Below are 23,440 nucleotides of genomic sequence, written 5' to 3'. Positions count from 1 at the left end.
TCCCGGTCGCAGCGGGTTTACTTGCGCGCCACATCGGCCAGAATGGGATCCATGGCCCGTAAACTGCCGCCTCCCGCCACCACGATCGCCGACCTGGCCGCGCCGGAGTTGTACCTGAGCCGCGAACTGGCCGCGCTGGAGTTCAACTTCCGTGTGCTCGCCATGGCGCGCGACGCGCAGGTCCCGCTGCTGGAGCGGCTGCGCTACCTGAGCATCGTGGCGAACAACCTCGACGAGTTCTTCGAGGTGCGCGTGGCGATGCTCAAGCACCACCACGCGTACGGCTCGGCCGCGCCGGGGCCCGACGGGCTGTCCTCCGGCGAGCTGCTGACCCGCATCCGCGCGCGCGCGCTGGACCTGGTCACCGAGCAGTACGCCACCTGGCAGGAGCAGCTCAAGCCGCAACTGGACGCCGAAGGCATCCGCTTCCTCACCCGCCAGCAATGGACTCCGCTACAGCGGCGGTGGCTGCAGGGTTATTTCGAGCACGAGGTGCTGCCGGTGCTTTCGCCGCTGGGGCTGGACCCGGCGCACCCGTTTCCGCGCATCCTCAACAAGACGCTCAACATCGCGGTCGTGCTGCAGGGCCGCGATGCGTTCGGCCACGAAGGCCACATGGCGCTGGTGCGCGCGCCGCGCTCGCTGCCGCGCATCGTCAAGCTGCCGGCCGAGGTGGGTGGCGGCGGCGACAACTTCGTGTTCCTGGCCGAGCTGCTGCAGGCCTTCGTCGATCTGATGTTCGCCGGCTTCAAGGTGGTCGGCTCCTACCAGTTCCGCGTCACCCGCAACAGCGAGCTGATCGTGGAGGAGGCCGAGGTCGAGAACCTGGCCCATGCGCTCAGCGAGGAACTGCTCGGGCGCGGCTACGCGCGGCCGGTGCGGCTGGAAATCGCCAACGACTGCCCCAAGGCGATCACCGCGATGCTGGTGGCCAATTTCGAGTTGGACGAAACCGACGTCTATCGCTGCGACGGCCCGGTCAACATCATCCGCGCCGGCGGCATCTACGACCAGGTCGACCGGCCCGAGCTCAAGTTTCCGCGTTTCGTGCCCAGCCTGCCCGCGGCGATCGGCCCCGGCGCCAACCTCTTCGAAGTGATCGGCCGGCACGACGTGCTGCTGCACCATCCCTACGAGAGCTTCGCCGCCGTGGTCGACCTGCTGCGCCAGGCCGCCTCGGACCCGGCCGTGCTGGCGATCAAGCAGACGCTCTACCGCGCCGGCGAGGACACCCCGCTGGTCGACCTGCTGGTGGAGGCCGCGCGCAACGGCAAGGACGTCACCGTGGTGATCGAGCTGCGCGCGCGCTTCGACGAGGAAGCCAACATCCGCCTGGCGACAAGGCTGCAGGAGGCCGGCGTGCAGGTGGTCTACGGCGTGGTGGGCTACAAGACCCACGCCAAGATGATGCTGATCGTGCGCCGCGAGGCCGACCTGCTGCGCCGCTACGTGCACCTTTCCAGCGGCAACTACCACCAGGCCAACAGCCGCCTCTACACCGACATCGGCCTGATGACCTCCAACCCCGAGATCGGCGAGGACCTGCACAAGGTCTTCCAGCAGCTCTCGGGCCTGGGCTCGGTGATCAGCCTCAAGCGCCTGCTGCATTCGCCCTTCACGCTGTACAAGAGCGTGGTCGCCAAGATCGAGCGCGAGACGGCGCACGCGCTGGCCGGCAGGCCGGCGCGCATCGTCGCCAAGCTGAACGCGCTCAACGAGGCGCACGTGATCGAGGCGCTCTATCGCGCTTCGCAGGCCGGCGTGGAGATCGACCTGATCGTGCGCGGCGCCTGCACGCTCAGGCCCGGCCTGCCCGGCATCTCCGAGCGCATCCGCGTGCGCTCGATCGTCGGGCGGTTCCTGGAGCACAGCCGCGTGTACTGGTTCGCCAACGACGGCAAGAGCGAGATCTACTGCGCCAGCGCCGACTGGATGGAGCGCAACCTGATGCGACGCATCGAGGTGGCCTTCCCTATCCTCGACCCGGCGCTGGCCCAGCGCGTGTTCGACGAGACCCTGGCCAACGGCCTGGCCGACAACACCCAGGCCTGGCTGCTGGACGCGGACGGCCGCTATACCCGCGCCACGCCCGGCGACCAGCCGCCGCACAGCGCGCAGCAGACGCTGCTCGAGAAGATCTGCGGATGAGGCGCCGGCCGCAGTCTCGCCGCGCCCCCGCCCTGGCGCCCGGGATCGAAATCCGCGCGCTCGGCCGTCGCCTGCGCTGCATGCGGCCGCGGTCGCCGGGCCTGGCAGAATCCCCGCCTTTCCCTGCCGGAATTCCCGCGTGATCACCGAGCCCGTACCCATCAAGGATGGCGAGCTGATCGCGGCCGTGGATCTGGGCTCGAACAGTTTCCACATGGTGGTCGCGCGCATGGAGCACGGCGAGCCGCGCGTGATCGACCGCCTGCGCGACACCGTGCGCCTCGCCGCCGGCCTGCGCTCGGACGGCACCCTCGACGCCGCCCATCGCGCCCGCGCGCTGGCCAGCCTGGCGCGTTTCGGCCAGCGCATCGAAAGCCTGCCGTCGGCCAACGTGCGCGCCGTGGCCACCAATACGGTGCGGCGGCTGTCCTCGCCACACACCTTTCTCGCCAGCGCGGAGGCGGCGCTGGGCCATCCCGTGGAGATCGTCTCCGGCCGCGAGGAGGGTCGGCTCATCTTCCTCGGAGTGGCGCACGATCTGCCCGCGTCGCGCGAACCGCGGCTGGTGATCGACGTGGGCGGCGGCAGCACCGAGTTCATCATCGGCCGCGGGCTGGCGCCGCTGCACACCGAGAGCGTGCAGGCCGGCTGCATCGCCTCGACCCTGCGGTTCTTTCCCGGCGGCCGGCTGACGCCCAAGCGCTGGAACCGCGCACGCAGCGAAGTGGGCGTGCTGCTGCAGCAGTTCGCCGAGGATTTCCGCGAATCGGGCTGGCAGGACGCCTACGGCTCCTCCGGCAGCGCCAAGGCGGTCGACGCGGTGGTCCAGGCGATGGGCCTGACCGACGACGGCGTCACCCTCGATGCGCTGGCCGAGCTGCGCGAGGCGATCCTCGAACAGGGCCAGATGGATCTGCTGCGGCTGCCCGGGCTTACCGAGGAGCGCGCGCCCGTGTTCGCCGGCGCCGTGGTGATCTTCGAGGCGGCTTTCGAAGCGCTGGGCATCGCTCACATGCGCGTATGCGAAAGCTCGATGCGCGAAGGCCTGCTGTGGGATCTGCTCGGCCGCGCCGGTGGCCGCGACCCGCGCACCGACAGCGTCGATGCGCTGGCCACCCGCTACGGCGTCGACCGCGCGCAGGCGCGCCGCGTCGAGTCCACCGCGCTGGCGCTGTTCGACCAGGTGGTGCGTCCCTGGAAGCTCGATGCGGAGGCGCGCGAGTGGCTTTCCTGGGCCGCCCGCGTGCACGAGATCGGCCTGGCCATCGCGCACAGCCAGCACCATCACCACGGCGCCTACATCCTGCGCCATGCCGATCTGGCCGGCTTCTCGCGTCAGGAGCAGCAACTGCTCGCCGCCGTGGTCGAGGCGCACCGGCGCAAGCCGGCCAAGGCGCTGATCTCGGTGCTGCCGCAGCGCTACCGAACCCTGGCCCGCCACATCACGGCGCTGCTGCGCCTGGCCGTGCTGTTCCGCCGCGGCCGCCGCGCCGAATCGCTGCCGCCGCTGAAACTCACCGCCACCAGCCAACGCCTGCGCCTGGCCATTCCCGCACACTGGCTCGACCAGCATCCGCTGACCGAAGCCGACCTGGAGCAGGAACAGGGGCCGATGGCCGAGCTCGGCCTGACGCTGGATATCCAGCGCACCTGAGCGAATCCTCCCCGCCGAAGGGAGGAACCACGGCCTTGCTTCAGCCCGCGCGACGGCACCGCGTATCATGCGGGCAGTCCACACAGGCTCCGCACGCATGCACCGACTCCTGCTGGCCCTCCTGTTTCTCGTGCCAATGGGCCTGTCCGCCCAGACGGCGGCGCCCGCACCGGCCGCCACCCAGGCGCCGCCCGCGCCGGGCCCGAAGGTGCTGCTGCACACCAGCGTAGGCGACATCACGCTGGAGCTGTACCCGGACAAGGCGCCCAAGAGCGTGGCCAACTTCCTGCAGTACGTGCACGAGGGCTTCTACGACGGCACCGTGTTCCATCGCGCCATTCCCGGCTACCTCGTGCAGGGCGGCCTGTACACGCGCGACCTGCAGCCGCGGCGCACGCACCCGGCCATCGCCAGCGAGGCCGACAACGGCCTCTCCAACCTGCGCGGCACCGTGGCGGTGGCGCGCGGCGCCGACCCCAATTCGGGCACCGCGCAGTTCTTCATCAACCTGGTCGACAACCGCCGGCTCGACTACGCCGGCAACCAGAGCGGCCTGACCTGGGGCTATGCGGTGTTCGGCAAGGTAGTGCAGGGCATGGACGTGGTCGACAAGATCGCCGCCCTGCCGACCCGCGGCCAGGGACCGTTCGCCGCCGACGTACCCAACCCGCTGCCGGTGATCGAGAGCGCCAGCGTGGTCGGCGAGGAGGCGCCCGCTCCCGCCGCCAGCGCCAAGGCGCCCGCCAAGGCCGCCAGCGTGGCCAAGCCCGCCAGGCCGGCCGGCAGGAAGGGCGGCTGATGGCCAGCCTGTTCATCGCCGACCTGCACCTGGACGACAGCCGCCCGCACATCACCGACCTGTTCGAGCGTTACCTCGCCGGCGACGAAGTGCGCCAGGCCGATGCGCTGTACATCCTGGGCGACCTGGTCGAGGCTTGGATCGGCGACGACGACGATGCGCCGCTGCCCGCGCGCATCGCCCGCGCCACGCGGGCCGTACGCGAGTCCGGCCTGCCGGTGTACTTCATGCCCGGCAATCGCGACTTCCTGCTCGGCCGGGATTACGCCGGGCGCGCCGGCCTGAGCTTGCTGGACGACGGCGCGGTCCATGACCTGTACGGCCGCCCCACCCTGCTGATGCATGGCGACACGCTGTGCACCGACGACGTCGCCTACCAGGCGGTACGCCGGCAGGTGCGCACGCCCGAATGGAAGGCCAACATCCTGGCCATGCCGCTGGAGGCGCGCCGCGCCTTCGCCGCCAAGGCCCGTGCCGACAGCCGCGCGCACACCGGCAATACCGTGGAATCGATCATGGACGTCAACGCTGATGCGGTGGCGCAGGTCATGCGCGGGGCGGGCGTCACGCGGCTGATCCACGGCCACACGCACCGGCCGGCGATCCACGACTTTTCGCTCGATGGGCATGACGCGCAGCGCATCGTCCTGGGCGACTGGTACGAGCAGGGGTCGGTGTTGCGCGTGGACGCCGACGGCGCCGCGTTGCGCGGCCTCTCGCCCTAGCCCGATTCGCCCACGAGCCGCGCGCGGCTCCCTCCCCCCGGCCCTCTACCCGACTGCGCCTGGGGAGCGGGAGTAAAAGGCCACGCCTGCGGTACGCATGGCGCCTCCGCTACCATTGCCGTTTTCCGCATACCAAGGACCTTTCCATGCAGCTCGATCAGGTCAAGGCCGTCATCACCGGCGGCGCCTCCGGTCTCGGCCACGCGGTGGCGCAGCACCTCGTCGCGCACGGCGCGAAGGTGGCGCTGTTCGACGTCAACGAAGAGAAGGGCCAGGCCGCCGCGCAGGCGCTGGGCCAGGCCGCCCGTTTCTACCGCACCGACGTGACCTCCGAGGACGGCGTCACCGCCAACGTCGCCGCCGCGCGCGAGGCGATGGGCGGGCTCAACGTGGTGATGAATTGCGCCGGCATCCTGGGCTCCGGCCGGGTGCTGGGCAAGGAAGGCCCGATGGCGCTGTCCAATTTCGCCGGCACGGTGATGGTGAACCTGGTCGGCAGCTTCAACGTGGCCAAGGCCGGCGCGGCGCTGATGCAGTCCAACGAGCCGGGCGAGGACGGCGAGCGCGGCGTGATCGTCAACACCGCCTCGGTCGCCGCCTATGAGGGCCAGATCGGCCAGGCCGCGTATTCGGCCTCCAAGGGCGGCGTGGTCGGCATGACGCTGCCGATGGCGCGCGAGCTGGCCCGCTTCGGCATCCGCGTGGCGACCATCGCCCCGGGCATCTTCTGGACGCCGATGGTCGACGGCATGCCCGAGGCCGTGCAGCAGTCGCTGTCCGCCTCGATCCCGTTCCCCTCGCGGCTTGGCCAGCCGGAGGAGTTCGCACGGACGGTCGCGTTCATCCTCGGCAACCGCTACATCAATGGCGAGACGATTCGCCTGGATGGGGCGGTGCGGCTGCAGCCGAAATAAGCGGGGAACGGGGAACAGGGAACGGGGAACGTGTGGTTCGCGGAGCGCCGGAGATGCCTGCCAGTAGAAACGCCCCCCACCAAACCGCAAACCTGACGTTCCCCGTTCCCCGTTCCCCGTTCCCCGTTCCCCGTTCCCCGCTCCGCCTCCTACAACCTCGAGCAACCCTCCACCCCATGAAAGCTTCCGACGTCAAGAAAGGCAACGTGGTCGAGCACGACGGCACCGTCTACCAGGTGCGCGACATCGAGCGCAGCGCGCCCACCGCGCGCGGCGGCAACGTGACCTTCCGCTTCACCATGTATTCGATCCCCGGCGGGCGCAAGTTCGACCTGAGCCTGCGCGCCGACGACGACCTGAAGGAAATGGATCTGGTCCGCCGCGCGGCTAACTTCTCCTACATGGACGGCGAGGCGTTCGTGTTCATGGACGCCGAGGACTACACCCAGTACCTGCTCGGCCCCGAGCTGGTCGGCGACAACGCCGGCTACATCGTGGAGGACACCGAGGGCTACTACGTACAGCTGATCGACGACGCGCCGGTCGGCCTGCAGGTTCCCACCAGCGTGGTGCTCACCGTCGTGGACACCGCGCCGGAGCTCAAGGGCGCCAGCGCCACCAAGCGCACCAAGCCGGCCAGGCTCAACACCGGCGTGGAAATCCAGGTGCCCGAATACATCACCAACGACGAGAAGGTGTGGGTCAACACGCTGACGGGCGAATTCGCCGGGCGCGCCTGACCGACGACAGGCCTTCCTCTCTTCCCGCCCGAGCTTTCCCCCGCGAACGCGGGGAGCAGCCGACGGGCGGATGGCTACGCGCTTGGCCGAGTCCGCCGCATGACCTTTTGCACGACTCGGCCACCGCGCCAGGCGAGCGGACGCTGCAGGCTTCCTAGGCGGCGGTTCAACTAGCCTCAGGCAGAATCCGGGCTTCCCACCCCCTGCGATTCGGCGATGTCCGCCAGCGTCTACTCGCTACGCGCCAACGTGCTGGAGAGCCTTACCCGGACCAAGCGTCCGGACGTTCCCCTGCGGGTGGTGGTGCGCAACACGCTCGCCGTGGTGGCGCCGCTGGGAATCGGCATGGCCTGCGGGCACACCGCGATGGGCCTGGGCGTGGCCGCCGGCGCGCTGGACACGATGTTCTCCGACCAGCCGGGGCCTTACCGCCAGCGCGTCGTGCAATTGCTGCTTGCCTCGCTTGCCGCGGGATTGGCCGCGCTCGCCGGTTTCCTGATCGGCGGGCACCTGCCGGCCATGCTGCTGGCGAGCGCGCTGGTCGGTTTCGGCGGCGGTTTGCTGGTGGTGTTCGGTACCGACCTGGCGCGCGTAGGCATGACCAGCATGATCCTGCTGGTGGTCACCGCCGCCTCGCCCACGTCGCTGGCGCCGGCCGCGGCGGGCGCGGCGCTGATCTTCGCCGGCGGCCTGCTGATGATGCTTTTTTCCGTCGCCGCCTGGCCGTTGCAGCGCTACCGGCCCGAACGACAGGCACTGGCCACGGTCTACCGTGGGCTGGCCTCGCTCGCACGCCAGCGTGCCCAGGACGACGCCGACGAGCCCGCCCTCAGCGGCGCGATGACCACCCTGCAGCAGACCCTGCTGGGCCGCTACCACGCGCACGGCCGAGCCATGGAGGCCTTCGGCGTGCTGCTCGAGCTGGCCGAACGCATCCGCCTGGAGCTCACCGCGCTGGCCGGCGGCATACCCACGAACGCACCGCCGCCGCGCTTGCGTGCCCGCGCCGCGCGGGTGCTCGAGCACATCGCCGACGCGCTGGAAGAGGGCAGCACGCCGCACGCGGCCGAACGCGCCCTGCACGCCCTGCAGGCGGTCGAGCGTCATGCCGTGGACAACGACGCGCAGCATGCGCTGCACGTCCATGCGCTGGCCGGTCAGCTCGCCGCGGCCGTACGCAACGCCAACTGGGCCGGCAGCCGCGGCGAGCAGCGCGCGGAAGCGGCCGATCTACGCCTGCCCGCCGCGCTGCGGCAGAATTCGACGCGGGCGGTGTTGCTGGCCAACTTCTCGCCGCATTCGGTGGCCTTCCGCCACGCCGTGCGCTCGGCCGTCGCGCTGAGCCTGGCCTTGGCGCTTTCGCGCCTGCTCAAGCTCCCGCACGGCTACTGGGTGCCGATGACCGTCGCCATCGTGCTGCGGCCGGACTTCGCCGCCACGTTCAATTTCGGCCTGCTGCGCGTGGTCGGCACCGTGCTCGGCCTGCTGCTGACCACCGCGCTGCTGCGCGTGATCCCCGACCAGCCGTGGGCGCACCTGGCCCTGATGGGCGTGCTGTGCATGGCGTTCCGCTACCTGGCCACCGCGCACTACGGCATTGCGGTGGCGGCGCTGACCGGCACGGTGGTGGTGCTGCTTTCCTTCGAGGGCGTGGATCCGGAAGTGGCCGTGCTCGATCGCGTCATCAACACCGCGCTGGGCAGCGGCCTGGCGCTGCTCGCCTACGTGCTGTGGCCCACCTGGGAACGTGGCCGCGCACGCGCTGCGCTGGCGGACATGATCGACGCCTACGCCGACTACCTGCGCGCGCTCGGGCGCCCGCAGCGGCGCTCGAACTATCGCGAGACCCGCTCCGCCGCGCGCACCGCCCGCACCAATGCGCTGGCGTCGATCGAGCGCATGCGCGCCGAACCGGCGACGCCCACCGCCCTGCTCGATCTGGCCCAGGCGCTGTTTTCCAACGGCAACCGCCTGGCGCGCACGGCCATGGCGATGGAAGCGCTGCTGCAGAACCGCTCGAGCCTGCCGGAACAGACCGAGGTGAGCGCCTTCGTCGATCACGCCGCCACGGCGCTGCACGGCATCGCCGGCGCGCTGCGCGAACAGCGCGCGGCCTCCGGGCTGCCCGACCTGCGCATGCTCCAGCGCAGCCTCGGCACCCTGCTGGCGATGTCCGAGGACGTGGCCGGCGCCGAGCAGGTCGCCCGCCTCACCGACCGCCTGGCCGACAACATCGACACGCTCGCCCACGTGGTCGGCCGCTGTCCGCAGGAGCCCGCTGCGCAATCGCCCGGACGGCACGTGCATCCTTGATGCCTTCTTCCGGCGCAGGTGTGGAGATCGCGCCGCGCGCGATTTTCCGAGTTCCGTATTGCGTAATCACAAGGGCGATTTATCCATCGATTTTCCGGCATGCCTGAGGCGCTGCCGGCGGTAATCGCTGTTGTATTATCCGCTGCGGTTACTCAGGGGATTTGGGCACTCCATGACACGCTACGACCCGACGGCTTTTCTCGAACCGCTGGACGGCGATTCACCGACCGGCAGCGACCTGGAATACGACCCCCAATTCCTGGCCCTGGAACGCGCGGCCGCGCCCCGCGCAGAACGCGCCATCGGCGACAGCGTCAAGGCCGCCGAGGAGCCGGACTGGGACGAGGTCATCTCGCTCGCCACCGGCCTGCTCGAGCGCTCGCGCGACCTGCGCGTGGCAACGCACCTGGCCACGGCGTGGATGCGCACCGGCGGAATGGCCGGCTGGGCCGCCGGGCTGGGATTGGTCCGCGGGCTGCTGGAAAACCACTGGGACGGCGTGCATCCGCAATTGGACGCCGAGGACGACGACGACCCGACCGCACGCGTCAATGCCGTGGCGACCATCGCCAATCCGCTCGGCCTGCTCGGTTATTTCCGCAGCACGCCGTTCGTGCAGTCGCCGCGGTTGGGGCGTTTCTCGCTGCGCGACCTGCGCATTGCCAATGGCAGCCTGAAAGTGGACGCGGGCGAGGAAGTCTCTCCGAGCATGACCGAAATCGAAGCGTGCTGCCTGGATTGTCCGGAAGAGCAGCTCATCGAGACGTTTGCCGCATTGACGCGGATCCTCGATGAAGCCAAGGCGATCGACCAGATATTCAACGACCGCATCGGCACCGCCGGCCCGGAACTCAAACCGCTGCTCAGCGACAGTTACGAGCTGAAGAAATTCGTCGAATCGCAGGTGGCCCGCCGCAATCCCGCGGCCGCCGGCGATGCCGAAGGCGAGGTCGACGGCACCGAACCGTCCGTTGCCGGCGCGCGCGCCGGCGTGCCCGGGCGTATCGAAACTCCGCAGGACGTGCTGCGTCGCCTCGACGAGGTGTGCGACTACTACGCCCGCTGCGAGCCGTCCAGCCCGGTGCCGTTGCTGCTGCGCCGCGCGCAGCGGCTGGTCGGCAAGAACTTCTTCGACCTGCTGAAGGATCTTGCTCCCGGCGGCGTCAGCGAGCTGGAAGTGATCTCTGGCCCGAGCGAGGAGTAGGCCGTTTGCCCTCTTCCCATCGTCGCTCATACGTGGGGAGCGGGCGTGCCGGGAGCGGCGCCGGCGGAAGCATTCGCCCCGCAGAACCGCGCCATACGCGAACCGTCCGCAGGATTCAGCTCAACGGATGCCCTTGCACATCGGCGCGCCCGAACGGACGAACAGCTGGCGCACGGCCGGGTCCCAGCTCAGCGTGAGTCCGCCCGGCAGGCCGACGGTGAGATTGGCGTCGGCGTTCTGCTCGAACGGCCCGGCGGTGGCGTTGGCGCCGTCGGCATAGCCGACCGAGGCGGAGATCCGGTAGGCCACCGGATCGGCGCAGGCGGACGTGTCGACCGCCCGGGCGACGGTCGCGCCGTAGCCATCCAGCGGCGGCAGCGTGCCCTTGCCCAGCGCCACGGTATGCGGTGCGCCGCCACCGCAGCTGCCCTCGAGCGTGTAGCTCACCGTGAACTTCGCCTGCGGCACCAGTCGCAGCGCCACGGCCGCCTCCGGCTGCGCGGAACAGCCGACCAGGAAGGCTTTGTGCTGCGGTCGCAGGTGCAACAGGTAGGCGCCGGGTTCGAGCCCGCCGGTGTTCCAGGCCAGCTCGACGCGGGCCGCCGTGACGCCGGTGATGCGCGGCTGCACGGGCAGTAAGGCGCCGTTGGCGTCGGTGGCGGTCAGCTGCGGGTCGGGGCACTGCGGATCGGACAGCTCGCTGCCGACCAGGGCGAGCGCGACCGGCTTGGCGCTGGCATGCAGCGCGAAGAGTGCCGGTTGATCCTTTGCTTCGATGCGCTCGATCGTCGCCTGCATCGGCTTGGCCTCGGCAGGCGCCTGCGCCAGCCGCTGCACGGACAGCGCCAGGGCCTGTGCCATCGCCGCGCTCTCGCCTTCGCGGCAACCGGCGGCGGCGTCGGCGAAGTCGTCCGCCAGCCGGGCCGCCGCGTGCGCACGCAGCACCAGGCCGCGGTCGCGGTCGCCCAGCGCGTTCAGGGGCAGTGCGAGGCGGTCGGCAAGCGTCGTGCGCAGCGCCTGGCCGAGCGACTGCAACTGCTGCGCGGTGGCGGCGGTGCCTGCCTGGCCGGCCAGGCGCTGGCGTGCGGCATCCAGCTGGTCGGCGGCGCTGGCCGCAGTCAGCCGTGGCGGCAGCTGCGCCAGCGCCGGAGCGGACAGGGCCAGCAAGCATCCGAGCGCGGCGAGCCGGCGGCGCAAGCGCGCCTCACTCATCGCATTCCTCCTGCTTTGGATCGCAGGCCTGCTGGTCCGGCGGCAACAGGATGCCGGAGGGCACGATGCCGAACGAGCGGTAGTTGGCCGAGATCACGCTCGGGTCGATGTAGACGTCGGTGTGGTTGTTGGCGTTCTGCGCGCGGCTGGTGAACAGCGAGGTGGGCACGTTGACGCTGGAGCCGCCGGTCAGCGGAAGCAGCGCGCCGCTGCGGTTGACCGCGTAGAAGTAGGCCGGCGGCAGGCCGACCATCGCCACCGCCTGCGGGCCCGTGCCGGTCACGTAGATCGGCGCGGCCGAGCTGCCGATGCGGCCGGTCGAGGCGAACGTGCCCTGCCCGTCGAACAGCGGCGTGGTGCCGGTCTGCAGCAGGTCGCCGCCGTTCACGCCCAGATAGACCGGCGCGGTGCCCGCGTCCACGGTGTAGCCGCTGCCGCCCACCGAGGCCAGGGTCAGCGTCTGCGCGTTGGTCAGGCTGAAGCCCGCCGGCGAGGAGAAGCCGCCGAGCGTGCCGATAGTGTTCGCCAGCGGGCTGGCGGCCGTACCCAGTTGCGTGCGTCCGCCCGCGCGGCCCGACAGCGTGGCCGCGGTGATGCTGCCGCCCTGCCCTTCGGTGATCGCGCCGGAGGACACCAGTGTCGTGGCCCTGCCGTTGACCTTGCCGTTGATCGCCAGGTCGCCGCGAGTGGTGGTCAGGCTCACGCTGTCGCCGCCGTCGAGCGGGCCGCTGACCGCAAGCGACGGTCCGTTGCTCAACGCGAAGCCCGCCGCCGTGAAGGCGCCCAGCGTATCGATGCGGTTGGCGCCGGTCAGCAAGGCCGATCCCGCGGCGTGGCCGCTCAGCGTATGGGCGTTGACGCCGCCGGCGCCCGTTTCGCTGATCGCGCCGCCGACCGCGAGCGTGGTGCTGTCGCCGTTGAGCGTGCCGGCGATGGCCAGATTGCCGCCGGTGGTCAGCATCGCGCTGCCGGCGCCATCGACCGTGCCGTTGATGGTCAGGGCGCCGCCCGTGGCGATGTTCAGGCCGTTGGCGCTGAAGTCCCCCAGCGTGGCGATCGCATTGGCCTGGCTCAGCGTGGTGCTGCCGGCCGAATGGCCGCTCAGGCTGTCGGCCGTGATCAGGCCGCCGGCGGCCTGGCTGATCGAGCCGCCCGATTGCAGGCTCACCGCGCCGCCGTGGATCGCGTGGGCGAGCGCCAGGTCGCCGGCCGAGGCCAGCGCGATGGAACTGCCGCCAAGGTCGGTGTTCACCGACAGCTGGCCCGCGGTGGTCGCCAGGGAGATCTGGCCGCCGCTGGCGGCCAGCGGACCGTTCACGGCCAGCGCCTGGCCGTTGCTCAGGGTGAAGGCGTGGGCGCTGAAGCCGCCCAACGTGCCGATGCGGTTGTCGCCATCGAGCGCCACATCGCCGCCGGCCTGGCCGCTGAGCGTGCCGGCGGTGATCCGGCCGTGCGTGGTCTGGTCGATCGCGCCGGCGATGTCGAGCGTGGTGCTGCCGCCCGCGAGCGAGCCGGCCACCGTGAGGCCGCCGGCGGTGGTGGTCAGCGTGGTGCTGGCGCCGCCATCGACCGCGCCATCGACCGTCAGCGCCTGGCCGTTGGTGAAGGCCAGGCCCGCCGCGTCGAAGTCGCCCAGGCGGGCGATCGCGTTGGCGCCGGTCAGGTTGGCCGCGCCGGCGACATGGCCGCTGAGCGTGTCGGCGACGATTGCGCCCGCGCCGGTCTCGCCCAGCGTGCCGGCCACGTCGACGCGGGTGGCGCTGCCCTTGACCACGCCATCGAGCACCAGGTTGCCGCTGGTGGCGAGGGCGGTGCTGGCGCCGCCGTCCAGCGTGCCGGTCACGTGCAGGTCCTGCGCGTCGTGCAGGCTGAAGCCGGCGGCCCGGAACTGGCCCAGCGTGTCGATGCGGTTGGCGCCGTCCAGCGCCACGGCGCCGCCGGCCTGTCCGCGCAAGGCGTGGGCGATGAGCACGCCGCTGGCGCCTTCGCCGATGCCGCCGCTGGCGCTCAGCGCCGTCGCGTCGCCGTGCACCGTGCCGTCGATGCGCAGATCGCCGCCGCTCGCGAGCGCCGTGCTGGCGCCGCCGTCGACGACGCCGGCCACGTCCAGCGCCCCGGTGCTGGCCAGGCTCAGGCCCTGCGCCGTGAAGTTGCCCAGGGTTCCGATGGCGTTGGCCTGGTCCAGCGTGGTGCTGCCGGCCGAATGGCCGCTCAGCGTGCCGGCGCTGATCAGGCCCGTGGCGGTCTGGCCGATCGAGCCGGCCGAGGCCAGGCTGACCGTGCCGGCCTGCACGCTCTTGCCGAGCACCAGGTCGGCCGCCGAGTCCAGCGCGATGCCGCCGCCGCTCAGCGCGGAGTTCAAGCTCAGCGCGCCGGCGGTGGTGGTCAGCGCGATGGCGCCCGTGCCTACGCCCAGGCTGCCGTTGACGGCCAGCGCCTGGCCGTTGGTCAGCGCGAAGTTGGCCGCATTGAAGTTGGCCAGCGTGCCGACGTGATTGTTGCCGGTGAGGACGACGTCGCCGCCGGCCTGGCCACCGAGCGTGCCGGTCACGAGGTTGCCCGCGGCGCCCTGGCTGACCGCACCGCTGACCGAGAGCGTGGTGTTCGCCGCGCCGAGGGTGCCGTCGAGAGCGAGGTTGCCGTCCACGCTTAGCGTGGCGTTGCCGGTGGCGCTGACCGGCCCGGCCAGCGCCAGGTCCTGCGCGTTGTGCAGCGACAAGCTGGCGGCGCTGAAGCCGCCCAGCGTGCCGAGGTGGTTGCTCCCGGCCAGGGTCACGCCGCCGGTCGCGTTGCCGGTCAGCGTGGCGGCGGTGATCGCGCCGCCGCTCTGCGCGATGCCGGCGCCCGACAGCAGGCTCACCTGCCCGCCGCCGGCGTCGATGCTGCCGCCGGTCTGGCCGATGCCGCCGTCGCCCTGCAGGGTGATGGCGCTGCCGTGGACGTTGCCGGCCACGCTCAACGCGCCGCTGCTGTGCAGACTCACGTTGCCGGTGCCGCCATCGACCGGCCCGTTCACCGCCAGTGCGCCGCCCGTGGCCAGGCTGAAGCCGTTGGCGTTGAAGCTGCCGAGCTGACCGATCGCGTTCGTCCCGCCCAGTGTGACGCTGCCGCCGGCGCTGCCGGTGAGCGTGCCCACGGTGAGCGAGCCGGCCGTCTGCGTGACGTTGCCGGCGGTGCTGGCCAGCGCCAGCATGCCGGCGGTGGTCACGTCGTGCCCCAGGGTTACGCCGTCGCGGCCGCTCAGCGTGACGTTGGCCCCGCTGAGCGCGGCCCGGGTCGCCAGCGTGCCGCCGTTGGCGGCGAGTTGCAGGTTGCCCGTGCCGGTGTCGATCGCCGTCGCCGGCAGGATCAGCGCGCCGCCGACGCTCAGGCTGACCGCGCTGTCGGGCGCATTGGCGAGCGTGCCGATGCTCAGGTCGTTGGCGTCGTTCACCGTGATGCCGTTGCCGGCCAGATTGACGCCGGCCTGGAAGTCGTTCGCCTGGGTCAGCGCGATCGAGCCGCTGCCGGCATCCAGCGTGGCGGTGCCGGCCACGACCAGGGCGCCGCTCTGGCCGATCGGGCCGTGGCTGGTGGCGGTGAGCGTGCCGCCGACGTTGCCGCTGCCCAGGTTCAGCGCACCGTTGCCGGTGACGGTCAGGTTGCCGGTGGCGAGCGTGCCGAGCGCAAGGTCGCTGCCGCTGCCGATCTGCGTGACGCCGCCGGCCAGGCTCACCGCGCCGCCGAACTGGTTGCCCAGGTTGGTGAGCGTGATGCCGCCGCTGCCCGCGTCGAGGTGGCTGGCGCCGGTGACCGCGAGCGGACCGGCCTGGCTGATGCCGCCGCTGCCGCTGGTCGCCGTCAGGTCGCCGCCGACGCTGCCGGAACCCAGGCCGAGCGCGCCGGTGCTGGTGACGGTCAGCGCGCCGGTGGCCAGCGTGCCCAGGGTCAGCGCGTTCTTGTCGTTGATCGCGACGGCGCCGCCGCTCAGGTCCACGTTGCCGGCGAAATCGTTGTTGGCGTCGGTCAGGGTGATCGCGCCGCCGGCATGCAGGCTGCTGGTGCCGCCCACGGTCAGTCCGCCGGCGTCCTGGCTGATCGCGCCACCGCTGGTGGCCTGCAGCGTGCCGGCCACCGTGCCCTTGCCGAGGTCGAGGGCGCCGCTGCTGGTGGCGGTCAGCGCACCGGTGGCCAGCGTGCCCAGCGCCAGCGCATTGCTGCCGCTGATCTGGGTGGTGGCGCCGGCCAGGCTCACCGCGCCGGTGAAGGCGTTGGTTCCACTGGCCAGAGTGATGTTGCCGCTGCCGGCGGCGACCGTGCTGGTACCGCCGACTGCGAGCTTGCCCGCGGTCTGGGTGATCGCGGCGTTGGTGCTTGCCAGCTTCAACGTGCCACTGGCGGTGACGTCGTGGCCGAGCACCAGCCCGTCGCGTCCGGTCAGCGACACGTTGCCGCCCGCCAAGGCGCCCGAGGTGGACAGGCTGCCGCCGTTGGCGGCCAACGTGAGGTCGTTGCTGCCGGTGTCGATCGCCGCGCCGGGCAGGTTCAGCGCGCCGCCGGCGATCAGGCTGACCGCGCCGCTGCTGCTCAGCGAGGCGACGGTGAGGTCAGTTGCGGTCTGCAGGGCGACGCTGCCGCCCTGCACGGTCACCGCGCCGGCGAACTGGTTGTTCTGGGTCAGCGCGACCGCACCGGCGCCGGCGGTGAGCTGGCTGGTGCCGGTCACCGCGAGCGCGCCGGTCTGGCCGATCGCGCCGCCGTTGCTGGCCGCGGTCAATGCGCCGCCGATGCTGCCGCTGCCCAGGCCCAGCGCTCCGTGACTGGTCACGTCGAGGCTGCCGGTCGCCAGCGTGCCCAGGCTCAATGCGCCGGCATCGACGATTCGGGTGCTGCCGCCGCTGAGGTTCACGCTGCCGCCGAAATGGTTGGCGCCGTTGGCGAGCGTGATCGCGCCGGTGCCGGCGTTGATCGTCGCGGTGCGGCCGACGCCGAAGCTGCCGTTGCCGGCGATCGCGGCGCCCGTGCTGGACAGGCCCAGGTCGCGGCTGGCCTGCACCGCCACGCCGGCATCGACGGTCAGGCCATCGCGGCCGGCCAGGGTGATGTCGCGGCCGGACACGTTGCCGGATACGCCGAGGCTGCCGGCGGTGGCGGCCAGACGGATATCGTTGCCGCCGGCATTGATGCCGTTGCTGACCGTAAGCGCACCCGCGGTGGTCGACAGGTCGACGTTGCCGCTGGCGCCCAGCGGCCCGGCCACCGTCAACGCCTGCGCATTGGCGAGCGTGAAGTTGGCGGCACTGAAGCTGCCCAACGTGGTGATCAGGTTGGCGCCGCCGAGCGTGACGTCGCCCACGGCGCTGCCGCTGAGCGTGCCGGCGCTGACGACGCCGGCCGCGCCTTCGACTATCGTGCCGGCCGATGCCAGCGAGGTGGCCGCACCGGCGGCGCCGACCGCGCCGTCGATGGTCAGCCCACCCGCGGTGGTCTTCAGCGACGTGCCGCCCGCACCGCCATTCACCGTCGCGCCGGCGCCCACGGTCAGCGCCTGCGCGTCGATCAGCTGGAAGCCGGTCGCGCCGAAATTGCCGAGCGTGGCGACGAGATTGTTGCCGCCCAGCGTCGTCGCGCCCAGCGAGCTGCCGGCCAGCGTATTGGCTTGCACCACGCCGCTGGCGCCTTCGCCGATCGCGCCCGCCGACGTGAGCGTGGTCGTGCCGCCCGCGTTGCCCACCGTGCCGTTGATGACCAGGTCGCCAGCGCTGGTGGTCAGCGCCGTGCTGCTGCCACCGTCGACCGTGCCGTTCACCGTCAGTGACTGGCCGTTGGCCAGGTTGAAGCCGCCCGAGGAAAAGCTGCCCAGGCTGGTGATCGCATTGGCATTGGTCAGCGTGGTGCTGCCCTTCGAGCTGCCGCTCAGCGAGGCGGCGGACAGGACGCCGGCGGACTGGCTGATGGCGCCGTTGGCGCTGGCCAACGCCAGGTTGCCGCTGGCCGACACGTTGTGGGCCAGGTTGAGGCCGCCGTAGCCGCTCAGCGAAACGCTGGCGCCGGAAATGTCGCCCGCCGTCGCCAGCGTGCCGCCATTGGCCGCCAGCGTGACGGCCCCGGAACTGGTGATGGCCGCCGCCGGCAGCGTGAGGTTGCCGCCGGCGACCAGGCTCACCGCGCCGCCGTTGTTGGTGAGGCCCGCGACCGCCAGATCGTTGCTGTCGCTCAACGACACGCCCGCGCCCGTGGCCGTCACGGCGCCGACGAAGTCGTTGCCGTTGTTGGCGAGCGACAGCGCGCCGGTGCCGGCGTCGAGGGTCGCCGCGCCTGCGCCGCCCTGCACGATGGTCGTGCCGGTGGCCTGCTGCAGGCCGGTGCCGCCGGTCAACGAGAGCGTGCCGGAGCCGACGTGGACGTTGCCCAGCGTGAGCAGGCCGGTTCCCGTGACCGCGACGTTGTGCGCCCCGGTGTTGGCCAGGCTGACCGCGCCGCCGAAGGCGTTGGCGCCGGTGAGGCCGATCGCGTTGCCGCCCGCGTCGAAATTCGAAGTGCCGCCTACGCTGAAGGCGCCGCCCTGGCCGATGTCGCCGGCGGTGGTGGTCACCGACAGGTTGCCGCTCACGCCCACGCCGGCCGCGCTGAAGGTGCCGGTGCTGGTGGTCAGGCTGGCCAGCTGTGTGGTTGCGCCCACCGCGCCGCCGAAGACCACGCCGCCGGAGGTCTGCGCGACCAGGTTTTTCGCGCCATCGACGGTGGAGACGAACTGCAGGGTGCCGCCACCGGTACTGTTGAGCGTGGTGTCCGAACCCAGCGTCACCGCGTTGCTGTAGGTCTGCGCGCCGCTGGTGGTGACGTTGCCGCCGAGCGTGATCGTGCCGCCGCCCGCGCCGGCCGCGAGGCTTGCGGTGTCGACCGTGCCCAGGGCGAGCGCGCCGTTGTTGGTGATCTGCGCGGCGCCGCCGGTCAGGCTGACCGTGCCGCCGAAGGCATTGGATGCGTTGGTCAGCGTGATCGCCTGGCTGCCCGCGTTGAAGGTCGCGGTGCCGCCCACCTGGAACGCACCGCCCTGCGCGATGGCGCCCGCGGTGGTGGTCACCGCGAGGTTGCCGGCGACGTCGAGCGCACTGGCGCCGAAGGACTGGCTGCTGCTGCTGAGGCTGGCCAGGGCGCCGTTCGCGCCGGCACCCACCGCGCCGCCGAAAGTGACGCCGCCGCTGGCCGCGCTCAGCGAGAGCGCGCGCCGGGTGCTGCCGGCGTTGTCCACCGCGCCGGCGAGATCCACCGAGCCGCCGGTGCTGGTCAGGGTGACGTCGCTGCCCAGCAGTACCGGGCCGTTGTAGGTCTGGCTGCCGCCGGTGCTGATGTCGCCTTGCAGGGTGAGCGGTCCGCTGCCGGTCTGGGTCAGTGCGCCGCTGCCGGTGACCGCACCGCCCAGGGTGAGGCCGGCATCGGTCTGCAAGGTGCCGCCGGCCGCGCCCAGCGCCAGCGTGCGGTTCAAGTTCAGCGCGGCAGTGTTTTCCAGCGTGCCGCCGTCGAGGGTGAGGCCGCCGCCGGTCGCGCCCAGGTTGGCGTTGCTCGAGACCGCCAGCGTGCCGCCCTTGAGCTGGGTGCCGCCGCCATAGGTGTTGGTGTTGCTCAAGGTGAGCTTGCCGCTGCCGGTCTTGACCAGGCTGCCGGTGCCGCCGATGACGCCCGACAGGGTCAGGTCGGCGCCGGTCTGCAGCGTTCCGTTGCCGCCCTGCAACGTGACGCTGCGCGCGCTGCTGAAGGCCGCGCCGGTGGCCAGGGCGCCACCGTTGAAGGTCAGCCCGCCGCTGGCATTGCCCAGGTTGGCGTCGCTGGAAACGGTGAGCGTGCCGCCGTTGAGGGTGGTGCCGCCGCTGTAGGTATTGGTGCCGCTGAAGGTTTCGTTGCCGCCGGCCAGCGTGACGCCGCCGGTGCCACTGATGACGCCGCCGAAGGTGTCGGCTGCGTTGTTCAACGTCAGCGTGTGTCCGCCCAGCGCTACCGTGCCGGTACCGGCCAGGCTGCCGATGGACAGCCCGCTGGAGAGCCCGGAGATGTCCAGCGCACCGGCGTCGTTCACGCTGCCGGCCAGGGCCATGCTGCCGGTGCCGGCCAGGGTCAGCGTGCCGGCGGCATTGATGTTGACGTGGCCCCCCGCCACCGCGGTCGAGCCGCCGTTGGTGGTCGCCGGATTGAGCGCCAGGCCGGCGCTGCCGCTGGCCGACATCGCCGCGTTGATCTCGACGTTGTTGGCGGCGGTCAGGGTGAGCGTGTTCGCGCTCCAGCTCACCGCGTCGTTGACGAACACGCTGCCCGAGCCGGTCGGCGTGGAACCGCTGCTGGACAGGATGGTGACGTTGCCGGTGCCCAGGTTGGTCGAGAGCGCGGCGCCGGTGATGTTGCCGCCGCTGGCGGCGATCGTGTACTCGCGCGGATCGATCAGCCACTGGCCGCCCAGGCCGTGAGCCGCGCGGGTGTCGACGCGCGTGCTGTCGGCGACGTTGACGGTTTCGGCGGACGTCTCGACCGCGCCGCCGTTCCCGCCCTGCGCGCCGCCGCGCGCGCTGAAGCGGCCCGCGACGTCGGCGGCGCGGTCGCCCCACACCGCGATGGAGCCGCCGTTGCCGCTCTGCGTGGCGTCGGCCGCAAGCACGGCGCCGGCGCCGACGCTGCTGCTGTCCGCATGCAGCAGGCCTTCGCCGCCGCGTTGGCCGCCGCCGATGCGGATGCTGCCGCCGCCCTGGGTGCCCGACGCATCCACGCTGCCGCTGACCGTCACGTTGCGGTCCGACAGCAGCTGCGCGCTGCCGCCGTGCGTGCCCGTTACGCCGATGCTGCCGCTGCTGGCCGTATCGCCGCCGCGGGCGACCAGCCGCACCACGCCGCCGTCGTGGCTGATGCCGCCGGCGTCGATCACGCCGGAGTTGTTGACCAGGCCGGTGAACAGGTCGCGCGCCGCGCTGGCCTCGAGCACCACCGTGCCGCCCTCGGACCGGAGCGTGCCGGCGTTGCCCACCGCGGCCTTGGCATCCAGCCGCTGCTCGAGCTCGCCGGTGATCTGCACGTTGATCAGGCCGTTGCCGTCGAAGTCCAGCACGGCGTGATCGGCGCCGTCGAGGTTGATCCGGCCGTAGTTGGCCAGGATCACGCCGTCGTTCTGCACGCTGCCGCCGATCAGGCTGACCGAGCCGCCGCTGGCCGCGGCGAGGGTGCCGTGGTTGACCACGCCGGCGCCGCCGCCGACCGCGTTGAGGTTGAAGTGGTTGGCGAGGAAATCGGTGGGCGTCAGGTCCAGCGTGCTGGCCACCAGGCCGCCCACGTTCACCTGCGCGGTGGTGCCGAAGATGATGCCGTGGGTGTTGATCAGGAACACCTGGCCGTTGGAGCTGATCTGGCCGAAGATCTGGCTGGGGTTCTGGTCCAGGATGCGGTTGAGCGCGACGGCCGAGGCGCCGGGCTGGTTGAAGCGCACCGAGGCGTCCTGGCCCAGGTTGAAGCTCTGCCAGTTGAGCACCAGCTTGTCGCTGGCCTGGTTGATCACCACGCTGGCGCCCGCCTGCACGATGTTGCCGCTGCCGCCGACGATGCTGCCGCCGGTGGGCGTGGCGGTCGCCCCGACGCTGCCGGCCACCGCCGGCGCGCTGGCAAGCGCGCCGCACAGCAGCAGCGACAGGCTGAGCGGCAGCGCCTTGCGGCGCAGGCTGGCCAGGGAATCCTTGCGGGAAGTCGCGCGAGTGGTGTCCATGAATGTGGCCCGTCAGAAGGTGAAGCCGAAGCGCGAATAGATGTGGTAGCCGCGCTTGTCCGAAGCGTCGCGGCTGCCGGTGGGCACCGAGGCGTCCAGGCGGAACTCGAAACGGTGGAAGCGCGGCAGGCGGAAGATCAGCCCCGCGCCGACGCCTTCGAGCGTCTCCACCGGATTGACGCCGCCGCGGTGGCGCGAGGCATAGCCGCGGCCGAAGTCGTAGAACACTTCCGCTTCCAGCAGCTCGCGCCACGGCCGGTCGTAGAACGGCGAGACGCGCTCGCCCAGCAAGGGCGCGTCGATGTGGTACTCCAGCGAGGTGTACCAGCCGCGGTCGGTGAGCGCGTCGGCGATCGGGTAGGCGCGCACGCTGTCCGGGCCGCCGATCACGAACTGCTCCAGCGGCGGCAGCGCGTCGCGCGTGTATTGCCCGCCGAGCTTGAAATACAGGCGCTGCGAGCGGGTCAGGAACTGCAGTCGCGTGTAGGACAGGCGCAGCAGCGAGAAGCTGCTGTCGTGGTCGGGGCTGATCAGGTCGGGCTTGAGCGAGTCGTCGTGTATCGACTTGCGCAGGCTGCCTTGCACCACGTCCAGGCCGCGCAGGCGCTGGTCGGTGCGCTGGAGGCCGAAGCCCAGTTCGGCGACGTCGAAGCGCTCGTCCGAAAGCTTCACGCCCAATGCGCCCAGCTGCGACTTCTCGCGGATGTAGCGCAGCGAGGTCTGCATGGAAAGGTCGTCGGTGTTGACGAACTTCCAGTCCGCGCCGGCATAGGCCGAGGAGGTCGGCCCCTTGACCTTGAGGTCGGCGAAGGCGCCGCTGTTGATCTGCAGTTCGCTGCGGGTGGCGCCGATCACGCCGGTCAGGCCCGGCACCGCCACGGTGGGGATGCGGTAGCCCAGCGCGTAGTAGACGTTGCTGTGCGGATCGAGCGCGTAGTCGACGTTGGCGCTGAGCTGGTCGCCGATGCCCAGCGGGCTGTTCCACGCCGCGCCGGCCTGCGCGCGGTAGCGGCCGGTCAGCTCGGTGCCGTAGTTGTTGCCGCCCAGGGTGAACACGAACGGGTGCTTGGCCTCGTGCGCCATCATCACCAGGTCGGTCTGGCCGGTCTTGGCGCCGGGCTGGAAGGTGGAGGACACCGTCACGCCCGGCAGGTCGCGCGCGTACAGCAGCGCCGAATCGATGTCCTGCTTGCGCAGCGGCGCGCCCTTGAGCCGTTCGGCCGGCGCGGCGATCGCGCCCGCGCGGTAGTGCGAGGCGCCCTTGACGATGACCTTGCCGATGGTGCCCTCGAGCACGTCCAGCTGCACGGTGCCGTCGGCGCCGACCGTCTGCGCCGGCACGTAGGCGGTCGCCACGATGAAGCCGGCCTTGCGGTAGCGGTCGGTGATGCGGTCGGCCACCTGCTGCAGCTGGCTGAAATTGGCCTGCACCGGCTTGCCGGTGCCGCCGGAGAGCGTGGCGAACTGCTCGTCGGCCATCGCCTGGATCGAGGCCGGCGTGATGCCGTCCTGCGGATGGTCGCCCACGCCCTGCACGCGGAAGCCACGCACGGACAGGGTCTGCTCCTGCGCCGCGGCTGCCTCGCGGTCGCGCAACGGCGGCACCTTGGGGATGGTCACGGGCGCGGCGGCGGGCGTGGCCAGCGCCTGCGCCACCGTGGCCGCGGGCGCCGAACCGGCGCCCAGGTGCACCGCCAGCACCTGTCCGGGCAGGTAGGCGTGGGCCTGCGGATAGCCGGCCGCCTGCAGCGCCGCGGTGATCTGCGCGGCGGCCGCCTGCAATTGCGCCGCATCCAGCGCCGGCACGCCCGCATCGGCCAGCGCCCGCTGGTATTGCGCCTGGACCAGCGCCTGCACCTGGGCCGCCTGCGGCCCGTCGGTAGGCACGCCGCTGACCAGGATGTCCTGCGCCGGCGCGCCGGCCGGTACCGGCGGCGCGGCCTGGGCCCGCGCTTCTCCGCCCGCAAAGGCCAGGGCCACCGCTGCTGCAAGGCAAGCAATCCGCACGAC

Annotated in this window: 11 protein-coding genes; 8 read left to right on the top strand and 3 right to left on the bottom strand. The window is 71.6% G+C overall.

Annotation, left to right across the window (positions count from 1 at the left end):
- Nucleotides 1–51 precede the first annotated feature (51 nt).
- The 8 genes from ppk1 (at nt 52) to tssA (ending at nt 10,497) form a co-directional block, all read left to right on the top strand.
- Entirely contained in the window at nt 52–2,148 is a 2,097-nt protein-coding gene (gene ppk1, locus VGU03_RS05685) for a polyphosphate kinase 1 (protein WP_414655934.1), read from the top strand.
- A gap of 139 nt (nt 2,149–2,287) precedes the next feature.
- Nucleotides 2,288–3,802, top strand: coding sequence for a Ppx/GppA phosphatase family protein (locus VGU03_RS05680; protein ID WP_327479262.1), 1,515 nt, complete (start codon nt 2,288–2,290; stop codon nt 3,800–3,802).
- 97 nt (nt 3,803–3,899) lie between these two features.
- On the top strand, nt 3,900–4,601 hold the full coding sequence (locus VGU03_RS05675; RefSeq protein ID WP_327479261.1) for a peptidylprolyl isomerase: 702 nt from the start codon (nt 3,900–3,902) through the stop codon (nt 4,599–4,601).
- On the top strand, nt 4,601–5,326 hold the full coding sequence (lpxH, locus tag VGU03_RS05670; protein WP_327479260.1) for a UDP-2,3-diacylglucosamine diphosphatase: 726 nt from the start codon (nt 4,601–4,603) through the stop codon (nt 5,324–5,326). Before VGU03_RS05675 ends, lpxH begins: the two co-directional genes overlap by 1 nt.
- 146 nt (nt 5,327–5,472) lie before the next feature.
- Entirely contained in the window at nt 5,473–6,240 is a 768-nt protein-coding gene (locus VGU03_RS05665) for an SDR family NAD(P)-dependent oxidoreductase (RefSeq protein WP_327479258.1), read from the top strand.
- Nucleotides 6,241–6,416: 176 nt separating this feature from the next.
- The gene (yeiP, locus tag VGU03_RS05660; RefSeq protein WP_327479256.1) at nt 6,417–6,980 is read left to right on the top strand and encodes an elongation factor P-like protein YeiP; all 564 of its coding nucleotides are present in this window, start codon (nt 6,417–6,419) and stop codon (nt 6,978–6,980) included.
- 216 nt (nt 6,981–7,196) lie between these two features.
- Nucleotides 7,197–9,293, top strand: a complete 2,097-nt coding sequence (locus VGU03_RS05655) for an FUSC family protein (protein ID WP_327479254.1) — start codon at nt 7,197–7,199, stop codon at nt 9,291–9,293.
- A gap of 172 nt (nt 9,294–9,465) precedes the next feature.
- Complete coding sequence (tssA, locus tag VGU03_RS05650) at nt 9,466–10,497, top strand: type VI secretion system protein TssA (protein ID WP_327479252.1); 1,032 nt, start codon at nt 9,466–9,468, stop codon at nt 10,495–10,497.
- Nucleotides 10,498–10,617: 120 nt separating this feature from the next.
- On the opposite strand, the gene VGU03_RS05645 is transcribed toward tssA, so the two are convergent.
- From VGU03_RS05645 to VGU03_RS05635, 3 genes are read right to left on the bottom strand one after another with little or no spacing between them, the layout of a single operon-like run.
- Nucleotides 10,618–11,709, bottom strand: coding sequence for a hypothetical protein (locus VGU03_RS05645; RefSeq protein WP_327479249.1), 1,092 nt, complete (start codon nt 11,707–11,709; stop codon nt 10,618–10,620).
- Nucleotides 11,702–21,430, bottom strand: coding sequence for a filamentous hemagglutinin N-terminal domain-containing protein (locus VGU03_RS05640; protein ID WP_327479247.1), 9,729 nt, complete (start codon nt 21,428–21,430; stop codon nt 11,702–11,704). Before VGU03_RS05640 ends, VGU03_RS05645 begins: the two co-directional genes overlap by 8 nt.
- A 12-nt stretch (nt 21,431–21,442) precedes the next feature.
- Nucleotides 21,443–23,131: a ShlB/FhaC/HecB family hemolysin secretion/activation protein gene (locus VGU03_RS05635; RefSeq protein ID WP_414655942.1), complete on the bottom strand. Its 1,689-nt coding sequence runs from the start codon at nt 23,129–23,131 to the stop codon at nt 21,443–21,445.
- Nucleotides 23,132–23,440: the final 309 nt, after the last annotated feature.

The organism is Frateuria sp. (assembly GCF_035944355.1).
Taxonomy (GTDB): Bacteria; Pseudomonadota; Gammaproteobacteria; order Xanthomonadales; family Rhodanobacteraceae; genus Frateuria_A.
Note: the sequence above shows the minus strand (reverse complement) of the source record. Positions and strands in the feature narration are given on the sequence as shown.

Bases quoted from the DNA above. Each gene is read 5' to 3' on its own strand.
- VGU03_RS05640 (WP_327479247.1), bottom strand. From the start codon at position 21,430: ATGGACACCACTCGCGCGACTTCCCGCAAGGATTCCCTGGCCAGCCTG.
- lpxH (WP_327479260.1), top strand. From the start codon at position 4,601: ATGGCCAGCCTGTTCATCGCCGACCTGCACCTGGACGACAGCCGCCCG.
- yeiP (WP_327479256.1), top strand. From the start codon at position 6,417: ATGAAAGCTTCCGACGTCAAGAAAGGCAACGTGGTCGAGCACGACGGC.
- VGU03_RS05665 (WP_327479258.1), top strand. From the start codon at position 5,473: ATGCAGCTCGATCAGGTCAAGGCCGTCATCACCGGCGGCGCCTCCGGT.
- VGU03_RS05675 (WP_327479261.1), top strand. From the start codon at position 3,900: ATGCACCGACTCCTGCTGGCCCTCCTGTTTCTCGTGCCAATGGGCCTG.
- VGU03_RS05655 (WP_327479254.1), top strand. From the start codon at position 7,197: ATGTCCGCCAGCGTCTACTCGCTACGCGCCAACGTGCTGGAGAGCCTT.
- tssA (WP_327479252.1), top strand. From the start codon at position 9,466: ATGACACGCTACGACCCGACGGCTTTTCTCGAACCGCTGGACGGCGAT.
- ppk1 (WP_414655934.1), top strand. From the start codon at position 52: ATGGCCCGTAAACTGCCGCCTCCCGCCACCACGATCGCCGACCTGGCC.
- VGU03_RS05645 (WP_327479249.1), bottom strand. From the start codon at position 11,709: ATGAGTGAGGCGCGCTTGCGCCGCCGGCTCGCCGCGCTCGGATGCTTG.